Annotated in this window: 20 protein-coding genes and 2 tRNA genes; 8 read left to right on the top strand and 14 right to left on the bottom strand. The window is 70.2% G+C overall.

Features of this window, described 5'->3' with window-relative positions; all coding sequences use genetic code 11:
- Window positions 1–8 precede the first annotated feature (8 nt).
- The 6 genes from M4V62_RS22235 to M4V62_RS22210 form a co-directional block, all read right to left on the bottom strand.
- Window positions 9–1,583, bottom strand: a complete 1,575-nt coding sequence (locus M4V62_RS22235; protein WP_249588997.1) for a sensor histidine kinase — start codon at window positions 1,581–1,583, stop codon at window positions 9–11.
- On the bottom strand, window positions 1,580–2,341 hold the full coding sequence (locus M4V62_RS22230) for a response regulator transcription factor (protein WP_249588996.1): 762 nt from the start codon (window positions 2,339–2,341) through the stop codon (window positions 1,580–1,582). The genes M4V62_RS22235 and M4V62_RS22230 overlap by 4 nt, the downstream gene beginning before the upstream one ends.
- Before the next feature lie 74 nt (window positions 2,342–2,415).
- Entirely contained in the window at window positions 2,416–3,366 is a 951-nt protein-coding gene (locus M4V62_RS22225) for an amidohydrolase family protein (protein ID WP_425575111.1), read from the bottom strand.
- Window positions 3,323–3,703, bottom strand: coding sequence for an antibiotic biosynthesis monooxygenase family protein (locus tag M4V62_RS22220; RefSeq protein ID WP_249588994.1), 381 nt, complete (start codon window positions 3,701–3,703; stop codon window positions 3,323–3,325). The genes M4V62_RS22225 and M4V62_RS22220 overlap by 44 nt, the downstream gene beginning before the upstream one ends.
- Before the next feature lie 203 nt (window positions 3,704–3,906).
- Entirely contained in the window at window positions 3,907–4,821 is a 915-nt protein-coding gene (locus tag M4V62_RS22215) for a DUF2797 domain-containing protein (protein WP_249588993.1), read from the bottom strand.
- Between the two features lie 22 nt (window positions 4,822–4,843).
- Window positions 4,844–5,659, bottom strand: a complete 816-nt coding sequence (locus M4V62_RS22210) for a chitinase (protein WP_249588992.1) — start codon at window positions 5,657–5,659, stop codon at window positions 4,844–4,846.
- 128 nt (window positions 5,660–5,787) lie between these two features.
- Here M4V62_RS22210 and M4V62_RS22205 point away from each other — a divergent pair, with 128 nt between their 5' ends.
- Both M4V62_RS22205 and M4V62_RS22200 read left to right on the top strand, forming a co-directional pair.
- Window positions 5,788–6,732 carry an RNA polymerase sigma-70 factor gene (locus M4V62_RS22205; protein ID WP_249588991.1) on the top strand — a complete coding sequence of 315 codons (945 nt, stop codon included), beginning with the start codon at window positions 5,788–5,790 and terminating at the stop codon, window positions 6,730–6,732.
- A 121-nt stretch (window positions 6,733–6,853) separates the two neighbouring features.
- Window positions 6,854–8,050, top strand: coding sequence for an NAD(P)/FAD-dependent oxidoreductase (locus tag M4V62_RS22200; RefSeq protein WP_249588990.1), 1,197 nt, complete (start codon window positions 6,854–6,856; stop codon window positions 8,048–8,050).
- 668 nt (window positions 8,051–8,718) lie between these two features.
- Here the strand turns inward: M4V62_RS22200 and M4V62_RS22195 are convergent.
- The 3 genes from M4V62_RS22195 to M4V62_RS22185 form a co-directional block, all read right to left on the bottom strand.
- Window positions 8,719–9,360 (bottom strand): hypothetical protein, encoded by a 642-nt coding sequence (locus M4V62_RS22195; RefSeq protein WP_249588989.1) that lies wholly within the window; start codon window positions 9,358–9,360, stop codon window positions 8,719–8,721.
- Between the two features lie 108 nt (window positions 9,361–9,468).
- On the bottom strand, window positions 9,469–9,939 hold the full coding sequence (locus M4V62_RS22190) for an NUDIX domain-containing protein (protein WP_249588988.1): 471 nt from the start codon (window positions 9,937–9,939) through the stop codon (window positions 9,469–9,471).
- A 2-nt stretch (window positions 9,940–9,941) separates the two neighbouring features.
- Window positions 9,942–10,688, bottom strand: a complete 747-nt coding sequence (locus M4V62_RS22185; protein WP_249588987.1) for a helix-turn-helix transcriptional regulator — start codon at window positions 10,686–10,688, stop codon at window positions 9,942–9,944.
- A 245-nt stretch (window positions 10,689–10,933) separates the two neighbouring features.
- On the opposite strand from M4V62_RS22185, the gene M4V62_RS22180 reads away from it, so the two are divergent.
- From M4V62_RS22180 to M4V62_RS22165, 4 genes are all read left to right on the top strand, one after another.
- Window positions 10,934–11,116 carry a hypothetical protein gene (locus M4V62_RS22180; protein ID WP_249592934.1) on the top strand — a complete coding sequence of 61 codons (183 nt, stop codon included), beginning with the start codon at window positions 10,934–10,936 and terminating at the stop codon, window positions 11,114–11,116.
- On the top strand, window positions 11,104–11,349 hold the full coding sequence (locus M4V62_RS44070) for a DUF7848 domain-containing protein (RefSeq protein ID WP_249588986.1): 246 nt from the start codon (window positions 11,104–11,106) through the stop codon (window positions 11,347–11,349). Before M4V62_RS22180 ends, M4V62_RS44070 begins: the two co-directional genes overlap by 13 nt.
- A gap of 203 nt (window positions 11,350–11,552) precedes the next feature.
- Window positions 11,553–11,873 (top strand): tyrosine-type recombinase/integrase, encoded by a 321-nt coding sequence (locus M4V62_RS22170; RefSeq protein ID WP_249588985.1) that lies wholly within the window; start codon window positions 11,553–11,555, stop codon window positions 11,871–11,873.
- The gene (locus M4V62_RS22165) at window positions 11,800–12,198 is read left to right on the top strand and encodes a site-specific integrase (RefSeq protein ID WP_249592933.1); all 399 of its coding nucleotides are present in this window, start codon (window positions 11,800–11,802) and stop codon (window positions 12,196–12,198) included. The genes M4V62_RS22170 and M4V62_RS22165 overlap by 74 nt, the downstream gene beginning before the upstream one ends.
- A gap of 16 nt (window positions 12,199–12,214) precedes the next feature.
- Here the strand turns inward: M4V62_RS22165 and M4V62_RS22160 are convergent.
- Both M4V62_RS22160 and M4V62_RS22155 read right to left on the bottom strand, forming a co-directional pair.
- A tRNA-Arg gene (locus M4V62_RS22160) sits at window positions 12,215–12,287 on the bottom strand.
- Window positions 12,288–12,478: 191 nt separating this feature from the next.
- Window positions 12,479–12,569, bottom strand: a tRNA-Ser gene (locus M4V62_RS22155).
- 214 nt (window positions 12,570–12,783) lie between these two features.
- On the opposite strand from M4V62_RS22155, the gene M4V62_RS22150 reads away from it, so the two are divergent.
- Both M4V62_RS22150 and M4V62_RS22145 read left to right on the top strand, forming a co-directional pair.
- Window positions 12,784–13,227: an SSI family serine proteinase inhibitor gene (locus tag M4V62_RS22150; protein WP_249592932.1), complete on the top strand. Its 444-nt coding sequence runs from the start codon at window positions 12,784–12,786 to the stop codon at window positions 13,225–13,227.
- A 246-nt stretch (window positions 13,228–13,473) separates the two neighbouring features.
- A complete protein-coding gene (locus tag M4V62_RS22145) occupies window positions 13,474–17,976 on the top strand; it encodes a PAS domain-containing protein (protein WP_249588984.1) in 4,503 nt (1,500 codons plus the stop codon).
- An 87-nt stretch (window positions 17,977–18,063) separates the two neighbouring features.
- Here M4V62_RS22145 and M4V62_RS22140 read toward each other — a convergent pair whose 3' ends face one another.
- The 3 genes from M4V62_RS22140 to M4V62_RS22130 form a co-directional block, all read right to left on the bottom strand.
- Entirely contained in the window at window positions 18,064–19,713 is a 1,650-nt protein-coding gene (locus tag M4V62_RS22140; RefSeq protein ID WP_249588983.1) for a long-chain fatty acid--CoA ligase, read from the bottom strand.
- 190 nt (window positions 19,714–19,903) lie between these two features.
- Window positions 19,904–20,467 (bottom strand): SigE family RNA polymerase sigma factor, encoded by a 564-nt coding sequence (locus M4V62_RS22135; protein ID WP_249588982.1) that lies wholly within the window; start codon window positions 20,465–20,467, stop codon window positions 19,904–19,906.
- A gap of 160 nt (window positions 20,468–20,627) precedes the next feature.
- Window positions 20,628–21,542 carry a DUF1906 domain-containing protein gene (locus M4V62_RS22130; protein WP_249588981.1) on the bottom strand — a complete coding sequence of 305 codons (915 nt, stop codon included), beginning with the start codon at window positions 21,540–21,542 and terminating at the stop codon, window positions 20,628–20,630.
- Window positions 21,543–21,554: the final 12 nt, after the last annotated feature.

Genomic DNA, 21,554 nt, shown 5'->3' with positions numbered 1-21,554 from the left:
GTGGTCTGTCAGGCCTGTGTGGTGAGCCTGTGGCCCGCCTGTGAGTCCCGCCCGGGGCCGCTGACCTGCACGGATTCCGTAGGAAGCGTCACCGTGAACACCGTCCGCCCCGGCACGCTCTCCACCGTCACACCACCGCCGTGCGCCGCGACGATGGCCTGCACGAGGGCGAGGCCGAGCCCCGTGGATCCGGCGTTGCGGGAGCGCGAGGCGTCGCCGCGGGCGAAGCGTTCGAAGACGTGGGGGAGGAGGGCGGGGGCGATGCCGGGGCCGTCGTCCTCGACCTCCAGGCAGACGCCGGGTCCGGCACGGCGCACGCGTGCGGTGACCTTCGTGCCAGGGGGCGTGTGCGTACGCGCGTTGGCGAGGAGGTTGACGACGACCTGCTGGAGGCGGGCCGCGTCCGCGAGGACGAGCGCGGGCTCGTCCGGCAGTTCAAGGGACCAGACGTGCTCGGGACCCGCGGCGCGCGCGTCGCTCACGGTGTCCACGACCAGCGGTGAGAGATCAGTGCTCTGGTACGAGAGCGGCAGTCGGGCACCTGGTCCGCCGGTGTCGCCACCACCGCGCCCCTCGTCGAGCCGGGCGAGCAGCAGCAGGTCCTCCACAAGCCCCGTCATCCGCTGTGCCTCGGACTCGATCCGGCCGAGCGCGTGCCGCGTGTCGGGTCCCGTCGACTCCCGCCCCCGGCGCGTCAGTTCGGCGTATCCGCGGATCGAGGCAAGCGGCGTACGCAGCTCGTGGCTGGCGTCCGCGACGAACTGGCGTACCCGCGTCTCGCTCTCCTGGCGCGCGTGCAGCGCGGAGTGCACATGGTCGAGCATGCGGTTGAGCGCGGCGCCCACCTGCCCGACCTCCGTGTTCGGCTCCGTGTCGGGGACGCGTTCGTACAGCGTCACCTCGCCGCTGTGCAGCGGGAGTTCGGAGACCCGGGTCGCGGTCGTCGCGACCCGGCGCAGCGGGCGAAGGGCGACGCCGACCATGGCCGCACCGGCGAGCGAGGCGGCGACCAGGCCCGCGGCGGTGACGCTGACCTCGACGATGATCAGCGTTTCGAGGGTGTTCTGCACCTTGGTGGTGGGGATGCCGACGAGGAAGTCGCCGTTGGGTCCTGTCGCGTACTTCACGCGGTAGTCGCCGAGGCCCGGGATCTCGACGTTGTGCTCCTGCCCGTCCCGCGGCACGGAGCCGAGCGCGTCGGACTGCGCCGCGTCGAGCTGGTCGGTCCGCGGCTCGAAGCTGCCGCTGTCCGGATCCCTGCTGACCAGGGCCTGGCCGACCGAGCCGTCGTCCTCGACGACGGCCCCGACGGTGCCGATCTCCTGGGGCCCCTTGGAGACGAACCGCAGCGGATCGCCCTGGTCCAGGGAAGGCGCACCGTGGTCGTCGGCCCCCGGCTTCGGCAGCGGACCCGACGCGCGCATCGCGACCGTGCCGAGCGTGCCGTCCAGCTGGTCGTACAGGTGGGAGCGCAGCGCGATGGTCGTCACCGTGCCGATCACCGCGCAGACGACGGCGATCAGCGCCACCGCCGAGACGACGAGCCGCGTCCGCAGCGACCGCGGCTGCCGCCGCCGTCTCATGAGGCGGCGGCCACCTCGGTCGAAGGCGCGGCCTTGATCAGATATCCGGCACCGCGCCGGGTGTGGATCATCGGCTCACGCCCGGCGTCGATCTTCCTCCTGAGATACGAGATGTAGAGCTCGACGACGTTGGCCTGGCCCCCGAAGTCGTAGTTCCACACACGGTCGAGTATCTGCGCCTTGCTGAGCACGCGCCGCGGGTTGCGCATCAGGAACCGCAGCAGCTCGAACTCGGTGGCGGTGAGGTGGATGGAGTCCCCGCCCCGCGTCACCTCGTGGCTGTCCTCGTCGAGGGTGAGGTCACCGACGGCGAGGACGGACTCGCTGCGCCGGTCGGAGGCCCCGGCCCTGCGGATGAGCCCGCGCAGGCGCGCGACGACTTCCTCCAGGCTGAAGGGCTTGGTGACGTAGTCGTCGCCCCCGGCGGTGAGCCCGGCGATCCGGTCCTCGACGGCGTCCTTGGCCGTCAGGAAGAGCACCGGCACGTCGGGCAGCTCGCGCCGCAGCCGTCCGAGCACGGCGAGGCCGTCCATGTCCGGCAGCATCATGTCGAGCACCACGGCGTCGGGCCGGAAGGAGCGGGCGGCGCGCACCGCACCGGCGCCGTCCCCCGCGCTGCGGATCTGCCAGCCCTCGTAGCGCAGGGCCATGGAGAGCAGCTCGGTCAGCGACACCTCGTCGTCGACGACGAGCACGCGGACGGGGCTCCCGTCCGCCCTGAGCAGTTCGGTACGCCCCTGGGGCGAGGTCGTAGTCATGGCACACAGCCTGCGGCGCGGCCCTGAGAGTGCTCTTGCCAGAACCTGTGAATTCCCTGAGAAACGCCCCCGCGCTAGACGGCGGCGCCCGGCAGCCCGAAGAGCCGGGCCGCGTTCCCGTGGCACACCGCCCGCAGCCACTCGTCCCCCAGGCCGAGCCGCTCCAGCGCGTGCAGCTGATGAACGTACGCGTGCGGGGTGTTGGGAAAGTCCGAGCCCAGCAGGATCCGGTCCCCCAGATCGGCGAGCCGCGGCAGCTGCGCGCGCGGGAACGGCGAGAGCTCCTCGCAGAAGTCGGTGAACGCCAGGGTCGTGTCCAGCCTGACCTCGCCGTACCGCTCGGCAAGGTCCAGGAAGTCGACGTACTCCGGCATGCCCATGTGCGCCACCACGAGCCGCAGCCGTGGGTGCCGCGCGAGCAGCCGCCCGATCGGCTCGGGCCCGGTGTGCTTGCCCGGCGCGGGCCCCGACCCGCAGTGCACGACGACCGGGATCCCGGCTTCGGCGAGCAGCCCCCAGACGGGCACGAGCGCGGGGTCGTTCGGGTCGTAACCCCCCACCTGCACATGGGACTTGAAGATCCGGGCCCCGGCATCGACGGCATCCCGCACATACGCCTCCACCCCCGGCTCGGGGAAGAAGGTCGCCGTGTGCAGACAGTCGTCCGTCCGGTGGGCGAAATCGGCGGCCCATCCATTGAGCCACTGCGCCATACCCGCCTTGTGCGGATAGACCATCGACGTGAAGGCGAGCACCCCGAACTCCCGCAGCAGCGCGAGCCGTTGCTCCTCCTCGTGCCGATAGGCGATGGGCCACTGCACGCCGGTCAGCGGTCCGGCGGAATCGAAGTAGTCCCACACCTTGGCCAGCACACGCTCGGGCATGAAGTGCGTGTGCACGTCGATGAGGCCGGGCAGTCCGAGCCGCTCCCAGAAGTCGCGGACGGCCCTGCCTTCACCGTCATGGCCGTTGCCTTCGCCCTCATACCCGTTCAAAGCCGTGACTCCGCTCCACCTTGGCGACATGGACGACGTACTGGTCGTACCACTCAGTGCGCCCGCGCTTCTGGGCCGTGCGGTGCTCGGCATCGCCGCGCCACCGCAGAATCGCGTCCTCGTCCCGGAAGTACCCGACGGTGATGCCGAGCCCGCCGGGCGTCCGCGCGGAGTCCATGCCGAGGAAGCCGGGCACGGAGGCGACGAGCTCGTCCATGCGGGCCCCGGTCGCGTCATAGCCGTCGTCGTGGCCGTCGTCATAGCCGTCGTCGTGGCCGTCTTCGGCGGTGGTCCTCAGCGAGGTGAACACGACGGCGTAGTAGGGCGGTTCGAAGGGGGGAACAGGTGCAACGGACTGATCACTCATGTCCCCAGACTCGGCCGCGCCCCACCCGCCTGTCCACCCTCTCCCCGCCTTCATTGCCGTACGGGCAGCGAGACTTGACCATCCGGTCAGCTTGATCGGGACGAAGCTCCGTACGCGGCTCCGCCCGAGACCCCGTACGCCGCTCCGCCCGAGACCCCGTACGCCGCTCCGCCCGAGACCCCGTACGCCGCTCCGCCCGAGACTCAGAAGAGCCCGCCCTGCACCACGGGAACCTCCCGCACGGGAACAGTCGTACGTTCCGCGCCCCTGGCCCCTTCGAGCCGCCATCCCCGCAGCAGCCTGCTGTCGAGCACGACAAGACGCCCGTCGCCCCCGCCGAACCCACCGTCATCGAGATACAAATCGGGCCCGGCCACGGCGACAAGATCCCCCAGCACCACACCGCCGTCGACGAGTTCGGTGACGGCGAACCCGCCGACGCCCCCGAGCCGCTCCACCCCGAACAGCTCACCGTGGTCGACCACACCGTGGTCGACCACATTGCGGCCCCCCGCACCGCGCTCCCCCAGCGCCACCCGCTCCAGCGACTCGGGCCACCCGTCGAGCGCGAGGGCGAAGCCATACATCCGCTCCAGCTCACGCCGCCGCTCCTCCACGCCCGGCAAGGCGGCCCTGACGGCCCGCTTCCTGGCGTACGAGATCCGGTCCGGCACCCCGAGGGCGACCCGCAGCAGCTCCTCGGCCCGTCGCGCGGCCATCAGGGGCCCGCGCCCCAGCCAGACGAAGGCGACGGCCCCCTGTTCGAGCAGCCGAGTCGCTCCCCGCTCCTCACGGGTGATCCCGACCTTCACCATCCCGGCGCCGAACCACGCGAGATAGACGCGGTAGGTCCGCGGATCGTCGGCGATGGTGTCGGCGGCCACCGAGTGCGCCCGGTCGAGGCGCGCGCACTCGGCACACCGCGCCTGGGTCCCCCGCCCCGGCACGACGGCGGCGACGGGGCACGCGTTCCCCCGCGCCCCCACGCACTCCCGCCGTCCCAGGGCCCGGAACCCCACGCGCCGCCCCACGACCAGCGGGCTGACGTCCCCGCGCTCCCACACGAGCACGGGCCGCTCCCGGTCCGCCCAGCTCAGCCCCGCACTACGCCACTCCATGGGGACAGTCTCGCGCCCCGGCTCAGCAACTCAGGTGCCGTCCGGGCGTGGCATGCAACACCCGTACGAAGTCCCGGTAGAGCCCGACCCGGTGCTTCACCTGCTCGGGCCGCCCTCCGTCGCACTCGGGCCCGTTGAGACTGCGGATGGTCTCGCCGAAGCCCTTCTTCAGCACCATGGCCTCGTGCCCGGTCAGGGTGCCCATCCCGGTCTGGGTGTTCCAGTACCAAAGGGCGGTCATCCAGGCCACCTTCGGATCGCGCTCCACCAGCCACGGGTCATTGAGCAGGTCGATCCCCAGCGCGTCCCCGGCGGCCTTGTAATTGAAGTTCCAGCTCAGCATGATCGCGCCCCGCCCGTAGTACGCGGACTCCCCGGCCGGGCACCCGAAGGGCTGGGTCTTGTCGCAGAAGACGGGATAGGTCGACTCGTCCTGCGCCACCACGTAGAAAAGGCCGCCGGTCTCATGGCTGACGTTGGCCAGGAAGGCGGCGGCCTCCTGCCGCCGCACCGTCCGGCTCCCCGTCCGCGCGAACTCGGGATAGGCGCGAGTCGCCTCGACGAGACCCTCGTACGTGAAGAAGGAGTCCCGCTCGGGGAACATCCGCTCGAACTGCCGCTCGCTGACGACGAATCGGCCCTTGCCCCGCTCCTCCCCACCATGGGGACCCCCGGCCTCCCCACCATCGGGGCCGCTGGCCTCCGCACCCTTGGGGCCGCTGGCCTCCCCACCCTTGAGGCCGCTGGGCGCCGCGAAGGAATTGACCCCGCCCACCCCGCAGAGCAACGCGACCGCCACGAGCACGGCCAGGACTCGGCCTCGCCTTCTCCACACCACGTCATCACTCCCGTCGGACGTCGCATCCTCTGCAAGATTGGTCCGGACCATTGTGCCGAGCATGTCAATATGGCCCGGACTTCCAGGACCCGAGGGCGCCGCGCGCCGTGCGGGCTAGGATCCGGAACATGGCTGTGACCATGAACGACACGGACCGGTTCGAGGCCTTCATGCCCCGCCTGGAGGCCATCGCCTACCGCCTCCTCGGCTCCGCGAGCGACGCCGAGGACGCTGTGCAGGACACGTTCCTGCGCTGGCAGGCCGCCGACGTCGACCGCATCGAGGTCCCCGAGGCCTGGCTGACGAAGGTCCTCACCAACCTGTGCCTCAACCAGCTCACATCGGCCCGCGCCCGGCGCGAGACCTACGTGGGCCAGTGGCTGCCCGAGCCGCTGCTCGCCGGCGACCCGATGCTCGGCCCCGCCGACACCGTCGAACAGCGCGAATCGGTCTCGTACGCGGTCCTGACCCTCATGGAGCGCCTCTCGCCCAACGAGCGTGTGGTGTACGTGCTGCGGGAGGCCTTCGGCTATCCGCACCGGGAGGTCGCCGAGATCCTCGACATCAGCGAGTCCGCCTGCCAGCAGATCTTCCACCGCGCCAAGAAGCACGTCGCGGCCGGCAAGCCCCGCACCGAGATCGACGAGGCCGCCGCCCAGCGGATCGTCGAGGAGTTCCTCGCGGCCGCCACCAGCGGCCGGACCGAGCCGCTCGTGCGGCTGCTCACCGAGGACGCCATCTCCATCGGCGACGGCGGCGGCAAGGTCCCGGCGCGCGCCAAGGCGTTCGAGGGCGCTGTCGCGGTCGCGAAGTTCATGCGGGGCCTGTTCAAGCCCAGCGAGGCCAAGCGCGCCTACGTCGGCGGCTCACCCGACATCTACATCTCGACCGCCAACGGCGCCCCCGCCGTCGTGGTGGTCGTCGACGACCGGGTCGTCGGCGTCATGTGCCTGGAGATCACCGACGAGGGCATCGTCGCGTTCCGCAACCAGGTGAACCCCGACAAGCTCGAACGCGCGACCCGGCAGTGGGCGACCAGGGACCACGGAGACCCCTTGCTAAAGGCCTTCTGACCACCTGTCCTCCCCCCTGCCCATGATGTGACGTGCTTCACACCACACACCTGTCAGGAAACAGCGGGCTACCCGGTTCAAGTGACGAACCCGCTGAAGAGCTGATGACAGGAGCAGGAAAATGAAGCACCGCATCGTCGTCATCGGAGCCGGATACACCGGAGCCATCGCCGCCGGGCGCCTTGCCAAGCGGTTGAGCCGCGAGGATGTCGCCATCACCCTCGTCAACGCCGAGCCCGACTTCGTCGAGCGCGTCCGGATGCACCAGCTGACGGTCGGCCAGGACCTCAGGCCCCGGCCCTTCAGCGAGATGTTCGCGAACACCGGCGTGGAACTGCGGCTCGCCAAGGTCACCGGCGTCGACGTCGACGCCAAGACGGTCGCCGTCAGCGACGAGCAGGGCGCGGAGGAACTTCCGTACGACACCCTGGTCTACGCCCTCGGCAGCGGCTGGAACGCCCAGAGCGTCCCCGGCACCGCCGAGCACGCCCACGAGCTCGCAGGGCGCCCCGGAGCACTGCGGCTGCGCGAGCGCCTGGCCGGCCTGGACGCGGGGCAGCCCGTGGTCGTCGTCGGCGGCGGCCTCACCGGTCTGGAGGCCGCGACCGAGATCGCCGAGGCCCGCCCGGACCTCGACGTCACCCTCGCCGCCCGCGGCGGACTCGGCGACTGGCTCTCGCCCAAGGGCCGCGCCCACGTACGGAAGGTCTTCGCGAGGCTCGGCATCACCGCACACGAGCAGGCAGCCGTCACCGGCGTGACGCCCGACGCCGTCACCACGGCCGACGGCACGTCCATCCCGGCCGCGGTCACCGTGTGGACCACCGGCTTCGCGGTCCACCCCATCGCACGGGCCACCACGCTTGACGTCACCGACACCGGCCAGATCGTGGTCGACCGGACCATGCGCTCGGTCTCGCACCCGGACGTGTACGCGGTCGGCGACGCGGCCATGGCGATGGGCCCCGGCGACAAGCCGCTGCGGATGTCCTGCGCCACGGGCACCCCGATGGCATGGCAGGCCGCGGACGCCATCGCGGCCCGCCTGACCGGCGGCAAGATCCCGAAGACCCCGATGCGCTACTTCAACCAGTGCATCTCGCTGGGCCGCAAGGACGGCCTGATCCAGTACGTCACCGCCGACGACCGCGCGGTCCGCAGCGCCCTGACGGGCCGGCTCGCCGCCGTCTACAAGGAGTTGATCTGCAAGGGCGCGGCCTGGGGCGTGGCCAACCCCCTGCTCGGAATCCCGACGAGGCCCCGCCGGGTCACACAGAACCACCCCGAGACGACCCCGACCACGAAGCTGGCGGCCTGACCCGCACAGGGGCCACACGAAAGAGACCCCGGACTCTCGTCCGGGGCCTCTCAGCCTGTGCACTCGGCAAGATTCGAACCTGCAACCTTCTGATCCGTAGGATCGGGCAAATCCACAGGCGAGGGACTGTCCAGCTCCGGCCTTGATCGCTCAGTTAAGCGACCATGCGTGATTGTGTGCCGTCGTTGCCGTCAGAACTGCCGTCAATCTCAGCTCTAACGTCACCTGCTCCTGCCTTGCGCCAGTCTGGCCTCAGCACAGCAGTCTGGCTGATCGCGACTACACCAGCCTCAGACGGCGGCCAGCGCAACTCTCCTGCGCGAGTTACCACGCAACGGTGCGAAGGAACCTCGAACGGTCGGGCTTGAACTTCAGTCGAAATTTTTGCTGCTTCAATCAATTTTCGCACACCCAGACCGACTCGGAAGAGTGTGCATCAGAAACGCATTTGCCAGTATGTTCCCCAATCCTGGCTACTGCGATCGGGAGGCCACGGCCGCGCCGAGAGGCCGAGATCAAATCGCTTAACGGAACAATGCAACAGCCCTTTGTAAGCTGGGCCGTCATCAATCATTGCGTAAATCCAAGGTGAGGTTGCAGGAACGATAGCCAAGAGGGAGTCCCAATGAAACGCGACCTAGCCATAGGGAGCTACTCCACGGGTTGCCTCATAAATTGTTGGGCCGCCCAGTGGCGGTGAACATGCTTGTGACCTGCTGTTCCGTGGCCTTGCGGGTGCCGCGCTGGATCCACAGGCAGTAGCAGATGACAGCGGTACCGAGGATGATGCTTACGCTTGTCAGCGCTATGTACAGCCACGCTCGCTCTTGGCCCCAGGCGCCGGACACCAACGTGTGAAAGGCCTGGCTGAGGCCGAGTCCTGCGCTCGCCGCGTACACGACCGCCCCCATAAGAAGCAGACTCTTCACGTGATGGCTGCTGCCGGCCCGAACGTTGACCCGGGATTGCCACGTGATCAGTGGGACACCAACTCGCTTCTCGATCTCCTTCTCAAGACCGATCTTGTAGCCGATCAGTGCTCGGGTCATGTTGTTCAGATAGAGCCCGTAGACGATGACGATGGAAACGCCTAGGGGCAGCCACATCAGTAGGTAGCCTTTGCCCCCGCCGACAGCGATGGTGGCCAGCAGTGCGATCACGGTGCTGCCTGCAGCGAGGATCCGGTCACCCGAAGTGGTCAGGGCCGAGACACGGTTCCCTGCGTCTCGGCACTCGTCAATCAACCAGTTGACGATCTGCTCGTCAGAGAAACGCTGTGAAGGTTCGGGGCCACCCAGGCGTCCAGACACGCCGTCAGACTCTCACAGCCGAGATGACACCACAGATATCCCGGGCAGCATCAACACACCTGTCCGTACCTGCAGATGTTCCACCGCTTAGGCCACGGTCCGTCGCCGTCAGCCCAGATACGGTCGCTCGCGGTGCTCCAGGAAGTGCTGGAGCCTGAGCCGCTGAGTGTGGTGCATCGTCAAGTCCTTGAGTTCCTCCGGACTGACAAACCGGAGTTCAGTTGACTCATTGGAGATCGCGAGCTGACCGCCGATGGCCCGGGCGGTGAAGCAGACGTTGAACTGTCGTCGGACCTCGCCGTCCGTGTACTCGATGATGTGCTTCGGGTCGGTGTACGTACCGACGAGGCCCGTGATCTCGACGTCGAGACCGGTCTCTTCCTTGACCTCGCGGACCGCAGTACCGGGCAGAGAGTCAGTGAGGTCCATGCCGCCCCCGGGCAGCGCCCAGAGGTCGTTGTCGCGGCGTCGCTGAAGCAGGATGCGACCGTGCTCGTCGGTGACGACCGCTGAGGCCGCGACAACCATGCTGTTCGGCTTGGGTGCGTTCGGGTCGTCGTAGTACTCGGTCCGCGACATGGTCACTCCTCCTCCTGTACCGGCTCCGCCGTCGCCCATACCGCGTCGAAGCTCTGGCCGTAGGTGTCGAACATGCCGCCATCCCCGTTACGACGGAGATGCCACACCGGGGCGCCGTACGCGTTCACTCCCCAGACGTGAGCGTTGATCAGCATCTGGTCGTCGGCGCGGTACAAGGAGTTGTAGAGCGTCGTTCCGTGGGTCCTTATTTCGATGCCAGATACCCCGACCAGAGAGCGGTAGTGCATCAGGGCCAGCCGGCACCGGGACTCGATGCCGTGACCGAACCGCTCCTCCTGGCCGCGAGCCTGGACGTTCGAGCTTTCGGCGTCGCCTACCGCGATGCGTACGGTGCAGCTCTCGGCGGCACGTTCACGAAGCAGATCGTTCAGCCGCGGGTACGCCTCGTGCAGGAAGACGGCCGCGTACACCAACACGTCGATGCGCTCGCGGGCCTGCGTCATCATGTCCACGAACGTGGACACGGGGATGTCTGCACGCTGCTCATAGAGGGCAACGAGTTCCGGGCTGATCGCGCGGGCGGGGCGGGCCTGCCGAAGTGCCGGCCAGAGTGCGTGCACGTCTTCTCCTAGGGCTTCAGCCGCCTGTAAGGCTGTGGCACGGCGCGGCGTACGGCCCAAATTCACCCATCGCTCAACCGACTTGGGGTCCACCTCAACTGCCTTTGCGAGGGCGGCATACGTCCAGCCTCCGGCCGCCATGACGGCACGTAGTCTCTCGTTCTGCATGAGTCTCCCCCTGAGTCTTGGGACGGCACTAGGGACGTTCTACCCGACGCGGGACGTCCTGAAGTGGGGTTTGGGGGTGGTTTCTAGGTCCTACCGGTTCGCCTGATGCTTCTTCGCGTGAGCACGGACGGATGCCGACTGATTGCCGAGTCATTCGGCGGCCTGGCTCCGATCCGGTTCGTTCCCGCGGCGAGGAGAAGGCAGTAGTGACCGACAACGCGGCTCTTCCAACTATCGGCGTTCTCATGGTGGATGAGCGCACTGGCAAAGCGGGCGTCGTGATGGGACATGAGGGTCCCTATGTGCAACTCCGGCCGCCATGCGGGGGCCTGGAGTGGGACGTCCCACCCGATGCGCTCCGCCATCCCAGTCAAGCGGAGGGGCTCAGCGCCAAAGTGGCTGTAGCCAATGGGCGGTGGGGTCGGTGAGCCCGCGCGCTGTACTGCGGTACGAGACGTGGACCCTCGAACCCGATCGCGAACCTGACGCGGAACCGGCGACGTACGCCATGCAGTGCGCGGTCGACGGCGAGATGTCCCCGGTTGGGGAGGACTTCGCCGAGCCACAGGCCTGGGTCCTCGAACACTGTGGCAAGCACCCGTCCCACCACACCTATCGCGAGATCATCACGCGCCCGTGGCGGGCTTGGAGGCGAGCCTGATGCGCCAAGCAATCGCCCGGTTGGGGCAGTTCACCGGCCCACTGCTGATCTGCATGAACTCCGGATCGTGTGGCCTGGTCATCGGCTTCACCTTGGCGTCCAGCTCGACTCTCCTCTGACTCCCGTCCTCACCGATCGAAGCCGATCGAAGCCGATCGACGTGGCTCCCCCACGTTCTGCGGGCTCGGTGGGGACCCGAGCAGATGCGAGGGGATTACCGACTGCACGGCGAGGGCCGGGTACGGGCGGCTGCCAGCAGGGATCGGCTGTCGGCCGCGTACGAACTGGCGGTCCGGCTCGGCCTGCGCCGCGGTGAGATCCTCGGGCTGTCCTGGAAGGACGTCGATCTTGCGGACGGCGTGATCGACATCCGGCAGAGCCTCCAGCGGGTCGGCGGTGAGCTGTCGCTGACCGCCGACGAAGACCCGCCGCTCCACGCGTCGGCTCGCGCTGCCAGAGGAGTGCCGGACGGCATTACGGGCTCGCCGCGCTCAGCGGAGGCCCGACCGGCTGGCGGACGGTGAGAAGTGGACGGCATCGGATCTTGCGTTCACCACACGCAACGGGACGCCGATCGAGCCCCGGAACCTGAGCCGCGCCTTCGAGACCCTGAGCAACCGGGCGGGCATCCGTCAGGTCCGCTTCCACGATCTTCGGCGCACCTGCGCCTCACTCCTGCACGAGCAGGGTTCCGGCGCCCGGACCATCATGGAAATCCTCGGGCACAGCTCCATCCGCGTGACGATGGGCATCTACACCCCAGCCAGGTCGCCTGCCGCGATCCAGGGCGGTTGCCGTCAACGACTGCCGTCACCGCAAACGCCAGAGGCCCTAGCGGTTACCCGCTAGGGCCTCTGGTCTGCTGTGCACTCGGCAGGATTCGAACCTGCAACCTTCTGATCCGTAGTCAGATGCTCTATCCGTTAAGCTACGAGTGCTTGGTTTTTCTTTTGTTTGCCTTCGCTCCCCGGCCTTTCGGCCCGTTCGCGGCGACAGGAAGAACATTACATGACCGCCGCCGCCATGTGAAATCCATTGACCACACCGCTTGCGACCTGCGGAAACGTGCTTCTGGGCAGCGAAACGCCGAAGCCCCGGTCCAGGGGACCGGGGCTTCGGGATCTTGCAGCGGAGGCGGAGGGATTTGAACCCTCGATGGGATTTAAGTCCCAAACCGCATTAGCAGTGCGGCGCCATAGACCGGACTAGGCGACGCCTCCAGCTTGCACACCTGCGCGAACGCGAGGGGTGCGTGCAGATGATGACACAGCCGGGTGGCGTGTCACCAATCGCGGCTTCCAAGGTACTAGTCGGGCGGCCCGCAGAGCAAAGTGTCTTTCCCCGCCCGCAACGTCGCGGCGTCAACGGCGTTAGACGCGGTAGAGCCCGTACGTGTTCGCGTACCCGGTACCCCGCACCCAGTGGAGCCCCGTCATGCTGCGCCGCCTCGTCCTCACCGCCGCCGCGTCCGTCGCCGCGCTGTCCGCCGCGCCCGTCGTCGCCCACGCCGACATGGGGCCCCTGCACCTGTCGACGCCGTTGACCGAGTCGACCCCCGACCGGCTCACGGTGAAGGTGACCGACGCCGGGGACGGGCGGGACGGGACGTTCGAGCTGGAGTGTCACCCCGCGGGCGGCACGCACCCGCGGGCGGAGGAGGCGTGTTCGAAGCTCGACCAGGGCACCTGGGGCAAGGACACCTTCGCGCCCACGCCGGCCGGCTCGGCCTGCACCATGCAGTACGGCGGTCCCGCCACCGCGCACATCACGGGCACCTGGAACGGGCGGCCCGTCGACGCGACGTACGACCGCAGCAACGGATGCGAGATCTCCCGCTGGGACAAGCTCGTCCCGGTGCTGCCCGAGGCCGGCGCCTAGCCCCGGCCGAACCCTTTCGGCCACGGCCAAGTCCGGTTCCGGCCACGCGTGAATCCGTCCGGCCGCCACACCGTCGTGACCAGGCGGTACGGAAGCCTCACATCTTCTGCGTGCGACCTCCCTCTCATCCGGCGTCGCTCGCACAACCACTCCCCGTAGACTCCCTCCCGTGACACGCCGCGGGCCGCGGGGCAAGATGGCCTGGGCGAGTCGGCAAGCAGCAGTAACCAGGGAGGAAGCGTCGTCGTGAGCAGCAGGCCATCCCGAGGCGCTGCTCGCCTCGCAGCCATACTCGACGCGCTCCCGGACGCGCTGGTCCTCGTGAATGCCAACGGGACCGTCGTGAACGCGAACGCGATCGCGCTCGAGGCGTTCGAGACGCCGGGCACCGCCCTCGTGGGCCGTGGCCTCCTCGATCTGTTGCCGGAGTTCGACTCCCGGCTCATTCCCGGATCGATGCGCAGGCCCGAATCCATCGACGAGCGCGGGCGTACGAAGCCGACGCGGATGATCGCGCGGCGCACGGACGGCAGCGAGTTCCCCGTCGAGGTCACCAGCTCGAACCTCGAGGACATCCGGGACGCGTACGACAATTACGGCTACACCGGCGACGAGTTGCTCATGCTCGTCGTACGCGACCTTTCGGGCGCCGTGGACACCGAGGCCGAACTCGCGCGCTCCCAGCGGCAGACCGAGATGATCCTGCGCGCCGCCGCCGAAGGTGTCGTCGGGACGGACACCGACGGACGGGTCGTCCTCGTCAATCCGGCCGCCGCCCAGATACTGGGCTTCAGGGCCAGCGACCTGGGCGGGCAGGAGCTGCACCACCTGGTGCTCCACTCGCGCGCCGACGGTGAGCCCTTCCCGTACGAGGAGTCCCCCCTCGCCGACACGCTCCGCTCCGGGCGCAAGCACCGGGTGCGCGGACAGGTCCTGTGGTCCAAGAGCGGCGACCGGGTCGCCGTCGACCTGACCACGGCGCCGGTGCGGGACGGGGACCAGCTCGTCGGCGCGGTCATGACGTTCACCGACCGGCGGCCCTACGACGCGCTGGCCGAGGAGCACGAGGCCGCGATCGCGCAGCACGCCGAGGAGATGCAGGCCGCGACCGAGCGGCGCACGGAAGAACTGCGGGCCGCCACCGAGCGGCACGCGGCGGAACTGGCCGCCGCGGCCGAGCAGCGCGCGGAGGAGATCGCCGCCGAGCAGGAGCGGTACGCGGCGCTCGCCGAGCGCGAGAAGGACCGGTTCGAGGAGCTGACCGAGCGCGAGAAGGCGCGGTACGACGCTCTGGCCGCGCGGCACGAGCAGCTGCTCGCCGTGCTCGGGTCGTCGTTGCGGGGGCCGCTGGACGAGCTGCGGAGTGAGCTTTCGGCCCTTGCCGCCGATGACGCCGGGCAGTTGTGGCCCGAGGCGAATCAGGTTCTCCATCATCTTTCCGCCGGGTACGCGCGCATCACCACGCTTGTCGACAATGTCCTTGGCTTCCAGTTGCTCGACTCGGGTGCGGATCAGCTGACGTGCGTGAAGGTCATGCTCGATGCCGTCGTCGCGAGCGGCGTGGAGGGCGCGGTCGAGCTGATCGGGCCCGGACGCGCGCAGTTCGCGGTGCACGCGCCGCCGATCGAGGTCGAGGTGGACCCGGGGCGGCTCGCCACGGCGCTCGCGCACCTGGTCGCCGACGTGGCGGGGATCGACGCCACGGGCAACGCGCGTGCCGGTGTGGCCCCTTCGGCCGTGGCCCCCGGTGGGTACGTGGACTCGACCGTGGTCGTGGCCGCCGCTCAGCGCGGTGAGGTCGTCCGCATCGAGGTGCGGGGACCGTACGCCGGGGGAGACCCGGTGCACGAGCCGATCGTCCGGGGCATCGTGCGGGCGCACGGCGGCGTGCTGCAGACGCATGAGGTGCCGGGGATGAGCGGCAATGCGTACGTTCTTGAGGTGCCGATCGGTGCGGGGGGCGGGGCGGCTGTTGCCTCTGCTCCTGCCTCCGCCGCTGCCGCTGCCTCTGCCGCTGCCTCTGCTCCTGCTCTTTCTCTTGCCTCTGAGGCGGCGGCCGGTGCCTCCGTCGGCTCTTCGGTCGTGGTGCCCTCGCAGGCTTCGCCCGCCACGGGTGGCGGACGGCGACGGGCCCGGCGCGCCGCCGGTCCTTCGGTGGACTCTTTCCTGGAGAGCTCGGATGCCGAGGGTGCCACCTCGGGAGGCGGAGCTTCGCCCAGCGGGACCGGACGGCGGCGGGGGCGGCGTGCGGCGGAGGCCGCTGAAGCTGCTGAAGCTGCTGAAGCTGCTGAGGCGCAGGCTGTTGCTGAGGCTGCGGCTTCGGGCTCGGGCTCGGGCTTGGGTTCAGGCTCGGCTTCGGCCGAGGTGCCGGTGGCTCCGGGGGCGCCCGCGTCGGCCGAGGGTTCGCAGGGATCACAGGGATCACAGGGTTCGCAGACTTCTGGTGGTACGGGGCGGCGGCGTGGTCGGCCCAGCGCCGCGGAGGGCTCCGCCGGTTCTGCCGGTTCTGCCGGGTCGGCCGGTTCCGTGGGCTCCGTCGTGACCGCTGCCGAGCACGCGGCCGGGTCGGCGGCTCTCGGGCAGACGGTGCCGCCGCAGGGCGTGCCGGTTCCCGCCGGGGGCGTGGCCCCCGCAGCGTCCGGGCAGCGGGCGCGGCGCGGCAGTGATGAGCAGTTGGCGTTGCCGCCCGCGCTGCCTTCGGGCGGTGGCGGGCAGGAGGGTGCTGCCGCCGGGGGTTCCGGGGCCGGTGGCTCCGGGGTAAGCGGCTCCGGGGCGGGGACGGCTGTGGCTGTCGCCGGTTCGGCTGCTTCCGCCGGTGACGCGGGCGAGGCCTCGCCCCGGCCGACGGGGCGGCGCCGCCGTGCGCTTGCCGCCGCCAAGGAGCGGGCCGCCGCCGAGGAGGCTCCCAGCGGGCGCGTCTTCGCACTGCCGCCCGCTTCGGCCGACCAGGACGACACGGGTCAGCACGAAGCGGCCCTGCACGATCCGGCCGACGACCACACCCCGCCGCAGCCTCACCCGGCGGACGCGCCGACGGGCCGCCGCCGGTCCCGTCCGGCGCCGGAAGCTCCGGCCGCTCCGGCCGCTCCTGGTGCACCCAGTGCGCCCAGCGCACTCAGCGCTCCGGCCGCCCCAGGTGCGCCCGCGGCCGCCGGTTCCGCGGGGGACGCGCAAGGGACCCCGCCCGCCGGCGTTCCCTCGCAGGCCACCACGTACGGCGAAGGCACAGGCACCCCCGCGCGGGGCGTCCACACACCCGGCAGGGGCGTCGCGCTCCCGCCCGAGCGCGGGACGCAGGCGCGCGCCGCGCAGCCGCTGCCCGCCGAGGCCGCGCCCGGCGACCCCAACTCGACGCAGGGGCGCGCGATCAGCGTGCGTACGCTCGGGCAGGGCGTGCCGTTCGGCCAGCAGATCGCCGAGCAGCAGCAGCGCCGCCTCGGGCTGCAGCAGGGCCAGGCTGCGGCACCGACGGCACCGGCAGCGCAGAATCCGCAGATCCCGCAGGCGCCGCAGCCTCCGCTGCCCCCGCAGACACCTCCGGCTCAGCAGCCGCCCCAGCAACCCCAGCAACCCCAGCAGGCTTCGGTGCCGCCGCAGGCACCGGCCAAGCCCCAGGCCCCGCAGCCCACCGCGGGCGCGGGCCCGCTGCCCGAGCAGGCCCCGGCTCAAAACCCTGGGCAGTCGCAGTCCCACACCCTCGGAGGCGGCGGCTCCCTCGGAGGGTCCGTCGGTGGCTCCGGTCGTCGTCGCAGGCTCTCCACCCGCCCTGACCCGGCGGCCGAAGAGCGCCCCGAGGCCGCGGCCCGCCCGCACCCTCAGGCGCAGACCCAGGCGCAGCCCCAGGCTCAGACCCAGGCGCCGGCCCAGCCGCAGTCCCGTATCGGGTCCTCCACGGAGGGCACCGGCCGCTCGTACGCCATAGGCGCACCGGACGAGGACGCCGACGAGGGTCCGGAGCCGCTGGACGGTCCCGGCGGTGCCGTCGAGGTCGCCAACCGGCCCCAGCCGCAGCCGATGGACGACGAACTGCCGCCCGAGCCGCTGGACAACCCGCGCCGCCTCCTCGTCTGGCCCGCGCCCGACGTCACCACCCAGCAGGCGCTGAGCGACCGCGGCTACCGTCCCGTGATCGTGAACTCCCGCGAAGAGGTCGACGCCCAGATCGCGGCGTTCCCCGCGGCCCTGTTCGTGGACCCGCTGACCGGACCGATCACGCGTACGGCCCTGCAGTCGCTGCGCACCGCCGCCGTGGCCGCCGAGGTTCCCGTGCTGGTCACGGCGGGACTCGGCCAGGCGACGCGCGAGGCGGCGTACGGCGCCGACCCCGCCGTACTCCTGAAGGCCCTCGCACCCCGCGACAGCGAGCAGCACCCGCCGCGCGTCCTGCTCATCGAGGAGCACGAGGAGATCGCGCTCGCCCTGACCGCGACGCTGGAACGGCGTGGCATGCAGGTGGCGCGGGCCGAGAGCGACGCGGACGCGGTGACGCTCGCGGCGCAGATGCGGCCGAACCTGGTGGTGATGGACCTGATGCAGGTACGTCGCCGCAGGGCCGGGATCATCGACTGGCTGCGCGCGAACGGCCAGTTGAACCGCACCCCGCTCGTCGTCTACACCGCCGCCGTCGACCAGACGGAGCTGCCGCGGCTCGCGGCGGGGGAGACGGTGCTGTTCCTCGCGGAGCGGTCGACGAGCACCGAGGTGCAGGGCCGGATCGTGGACCTGCTGGCGAAGATCGGCACGAACTAGCCCTCGGAGTACTAGGCCTCGGAGTACGGCGATGCGCCGCGCCCCCGGCCGGGGGCGCGGCGCATCAACCCGCTGTCAGGCCTCGCGTCAGAGCTTCGTGACGTCCAGCTCCCCGGCCGCGTACTGCCTGCGCAGCACCTTCTTGTCGAACTTGCCGACGCTCGTCTTGGGTACGGCGGGCACGATCGCCCAGCGCTCGGGCAGCTGCCACTTGGCGATGGTGCCCGCGAGGAAGTCGCGCAGGGCGGCGTACTCGAGGCTCGCGCCCTCCTTCAACACGACCGTGGCGAGCGGGCGTTCGCCCCACTTGTCGTCGGGGACGGCGACGACCGCCGCCTCGGCGACGTCCGGGTGGGCCATGATCGCGTTCTCCAGTTCGACGCTGGAGATCCACTCGCCGCCCGACTTGATGACGTCCTTCGCACGGTCGGTGAGCGTCAGGAAGCCGTCGGGGGTGATCACGCCGACGTCGCCGGTCTTCAGCCAGCCGTCCGCGCTGAACTTGTCCTCGGGCTTGAGGGCCTCGCCGCCCGCGCCGCCGTAGTACGCGCCCGCGATCCACGGCCCGCGCACCTCCAGCTCGCCTGCCGCCTCGCCGTCCCACGGCAGGTGCTCGCCGCCGGGGCCGACCAGGCGGGCCTCGACTCCGGTCGGGAAGCGGCCCTGCGTGAGGCGGTAGCCGAACTCCTCGTCCGTGCCGATGGACTTGGCCGGCGGGCGGGCGACCGTGCCGAGCGGGGAGGTCTCGGTCATGCCCCAGGCGTGGCAGACCCGCATGCCCAGCTTGTCGAAGGCCTCCATCAGCGAGGGCGGGCAGGCCGAGCCGCCGATGGTGACCTGGCCGAGCGAGCTGACGTCACGCGGCTTCGCGGTGAGTTCGGCGAGCAGGCCCTGCCAGATGGTGGGGACGGCGGCCGCGTGCGTGGGCCGCTCCGTCTCGATCATCTCGGCGAGCGGGGCGGGCTGGAGGAAGCGGTCCGGCATCAGCATGTTCACGCCGGCCATCAGGGTCGCGTGCGGCAGACCCCAGGCGTTGACGTGGAACTGCGGGACGACGACGAGCGTGGTGTCGGCGTCCGTCAGGCCCATGGACTCGCTCATGTTGACCTGCATGGAGTGCAGGTAGATGGAGCGGTGGGAGTAGACGACGCCCTTGGGGTCGCCGGTGGTGCCGGAGGTGTAGCACATGGCGGCGGCCGTGCGCTCGTCCAGCTCGGGCCAGTCGTACGTCGTGGGCTTGGCGGCGAGCAGGTCCTCGTACTCGTGCACCTGCGCCTGGATCCCGGCCAGCGGCGAACGGTCGCCGGGGCCCGAGACCACCAGGTGCTCGACCGTCGGCAACTGCGGCAGCAGGGGCGCGAGGAGCGGGATGAGGGAGCCGTTGACGATGATGACGCGGTCGGCCGCGTGGTTCACGATCCAGGTCAACTGGTCGGCGGGCAGCCGGAGATTGAGGGTGTGCAGGACGGCGCCCATACAGGGGACCGCGAAGTATGCCTCGACGTGTTCAGCGTTATTCCACATAAAGGTGGCAATTCGCTCGTCGCCATCGACCCCGAGGTCCTCGCGCAGCGCGTGCGCCAGCTGGGCGGAGCGTTCACCGATCTCACGGAAGCTGCGGCGCTGCGGAGCGGCCTCGCCGGTCCATGTGGTGACCTGCGACGACCCGTGCACGGTTGTCCCGTGCCGGAGGATGCGGGTGACGGTCAGTGGTACGTCCTGCATCGTGCTCAGCACGGCGTCCTCCCGGTGGGCGCGCGGCATTCATCCAGGGCGGCTCCCGGATGACCTACCTGGCAGTAGGGCTCGCCAGATTCTTGCCGCATACCGCACGGTATGTCACTAGTACGGGAGAAGAAAGGTCCCGCGGAACTGCGGCGATCACCGGACCGGCGTGCGTCCGGTCACCGGACCGGGGCGCGTCCGGTCACCGGACCGGGGTGAGTTCCGGGTCCTCGCGCAGCTTGCCGAGCGCACGCGAGACCGCGCTCTTGACGGTGCCGATGGACACTCCGAGCACCTCGGCCGTCTGGGCCTCGCTGAGGTCCTCGTAGTACCGCAGGACGACCATCGCCCGCTGCCGCGCGGGCAGCTTCATGATCGCGCGCCACATCGCGTCCCTGAGCACCTGCTGCTCCGCCGGATCCGCGACCGGCGTCACCTCGGGCTCGGGAAGCTCGTCACACGCGAACTCGTCGACCTTGCGCTTGCGCCACTGCGAGGTCCGGGTGTTCAGCAGGGCCCGGCGGACATAGCCGTCGAGCGCCCGATGGTCCTCGATCCGGTCCCACGCGACATAGGTTTTGGTGAGGGCGGTCTGCAGCAGATCCTCGGCATCGCTCGGATTCGCGGTCAGCGAGCGCGCGGTGCGCAACAACACGGGCTGACGTGCCCGTACGTACGACGCGAACGACGGATACGCCGAAGGACTCGCTGTCCGCGTCGCGGCCTTCGATGCGCTGGTGCACATGGGCACCATGGATACGGTCATGGCTCCACGCTAGAAGCGCCCCCTACTTCAGCGGATCGGCCGCAGGTCCCTAAGCCGTGTCCGCCTCAGGTTGTACGCGGGGTGGTAGCCCCACCTCCTGAAGGTGGAGGAGGCAGAGCAGACCTCTGAGGGTTCATCCCTGAGAGGGCGCGCCTGCGGCCTAGCGGATGCGGGCCACCGGCGCGTGCATGAGGTTCCGGTCGATCTTGAGCGTGCGCCCGCCGTGCCGCTCCTTCACGTTCCCCGCGTACTGGTGGATCCGCCGCTCAGGATGCCACGCGTTCCTCCGCAGTGCGGGCTCGCGATACAGGTGCGGCCGCACGTGCCAGCGCGCGAACCACATCACCGCCGGCAGATCCCGCACCCCTGCCCGCCGCGCCGCCTCCATGTGCCGTACGCCGGAGTTCGCACTGCTGTAGAACCCCGGGACGAACCCGAGCCTGCGCACCTCGCGGTCCCAGGCCCGCACGAAGGCCAGGGTGGTCCTGGCGCACTTCTTCTTCCGGTGGGTGTAGGCCTCCATGTCCAGATAGAGCGGGCTGAGCTGCCGCATCCCCAGCGCCTTCGCCTTCCGTACCGCGTCACGTCCCTCCCGCGTCCCCTGCCTCCAGGGGTGCCGTCCCATGCGTACGTCCTTCTTGTGCTTGGCGGTGACACAGGGGGACTGTGAACCGACGTACACCGGCAGCACCTTCCATCCCATCCCCCGCACCGCGCGCATCCAGCCGCGGGTCAGCTCCGGCTGGCGCTTGCACGCACGGCCGCGGCCCGCGTAATAGATGCCCACCGCTTGGTAGTCGGAGGCCTTCCAGCGGCGCATCGTGCCTACGGACGGGGCGAGGCAGGTGTCGAAGGCCCAGCCTCGGAAGGTCGAGACCCCGGGCGCCCACCCGGCGCCACGATCCGCCGCCCCTGCCCCGCGCCCCTCTGCGCCGAGCCCTTCTGCCCCGCGCCCTTCTGCCCCGAACCCCTCGGCCTCGGGTCTGCTCGCGGCGCCGGTCGGTGGCACGCACACGGCCAGAGCGGCGAGGGCGACGGCGAGGACAAGTCCCATCATCAGCTTTCGGCAGCGCATACGCCGAGTGAA

The organism is Streptomyces durmitorensis (assembly GCF_023498005.1).
Lineage (GTDB): Bacteria > Actinomycetota > Actinomycetes > Streptomycetales > Streptomycetaceae > Streptomyces > Streptomyces durmitorensis.
The sequence above is the reverse complement of the archived record's forward strand: the minus strand, read 5'-3'. Positions and strand labels throughout refer to the sequence as shown.

What these genes read in the sequence shown, in the direction of transcription:
- M4V62_RS22235 (WP_249588997.1), bottom strand. Translation starts at nt 1,583, where the DNA reads ATGAGACGGCGGCGGCAGCCGCGGTCGCTGCGGACGCGGCTCGTCGTC.
- M4V62_RS22230 (WP_249588996.1), bottom strand. Translation starts at nt 2,341, where the DNA reads ATGACTACGACCTCGCCCCAGGGGCGTACCGAACTGCTCAGGGCGGAC.
- M4V62_RS22225 (WP_425575111.1), bottom strand. Translation starts at nt 3,366, where the DNA reads ATGTCGCCAAGGTGGAGCGGAGTCACGGCTTTGAACGGGTATGAGGGC.
- M4V62_RS22220 (WP_249588994.1), bottom strand. Translation starts at nt 3,703, where the DNA reads ATGAGTGATCAGTCCGTTGCACCTGTTCCCCCCTTCGAACCGCCCTAC.
- M4V62_RS22215 (WP_249588993.1), bottom strand. Translation starts at nt 4,821, where the DNA reads ATGGAGTGGCGTAGTGCGGGGCTGAGCTGGGCGGACCGGGAGCGGCCC.
- M4V62_RS22205 (WP_249588991.1), top strand. Translation starts at nt 5,788, where the DNA reads ATGGCTGTGACCATGAACGACACGGACCGGTTCGAGGCCTTCATGCCC.
- M4V62_RS22200 (WP_249588990.1), top strand. Translation starts at nt 6,854, where the DNA reads ATGAAGCACCGCATCGTCGTCATCGGAGCCGGATACACCGGAGCCATC.
- M4V62_RS22190 (WP_249588988.1), bottom strand. Translation starts at nt 9,939, where the DNA reads ATGTCGCGGACCGAGTACTACGACGACCCGAACGCACCCAAGCCGAAC.
- M4V62_RS22185 (WP_249588987.1), bottom strand. Translation starts at nt 10,688, where the DNA reads ATGCAGAACGAGAGACTACGTGCCGTCATGGCGGCCGGAGGCTGGACG.
- M4V62_RS22180 (WP_249592934.1), top strand. Translation starts at nt 10,934, where the DNA reads ATGGTGGATGAGCGCACTGGCAAAGCGGGCGTCGTGATGGGACATGAG.
- M4V62_RS22170 (WP_249588985.1), top strand. Translation starts at nt 11,553, where the DNA reads ATGCGAGGGGATTACCGACTGCACGGCGAGGGCCGGGTACGGGCGGCT.
- M4V62_RS22150 (WP_249592932.1), top strand. Translation starts at nt 12,784, where the DNA reads ATGCTGCGCCGCCTCGTCCTCACCGCCGCCGCGTCCGTCGCCGCGCTG.
- M4V62_RS22135 (WP_249588982.1), bottom strand. Translation starts at nt 20,467, where the DNA reads ATGACCGTATCCATGGTGCCCATGTGCACCAGCGCATCGAAGGCCGCG.
- M4V62_RS22130 (WP_249588981.1), bottom strand. Translation starts at nt 21,542, where the DNA reads ATGCGCTGCCGAAAGCTGATGATGGGACTTGTCCTCGCCGTCGCCCTC.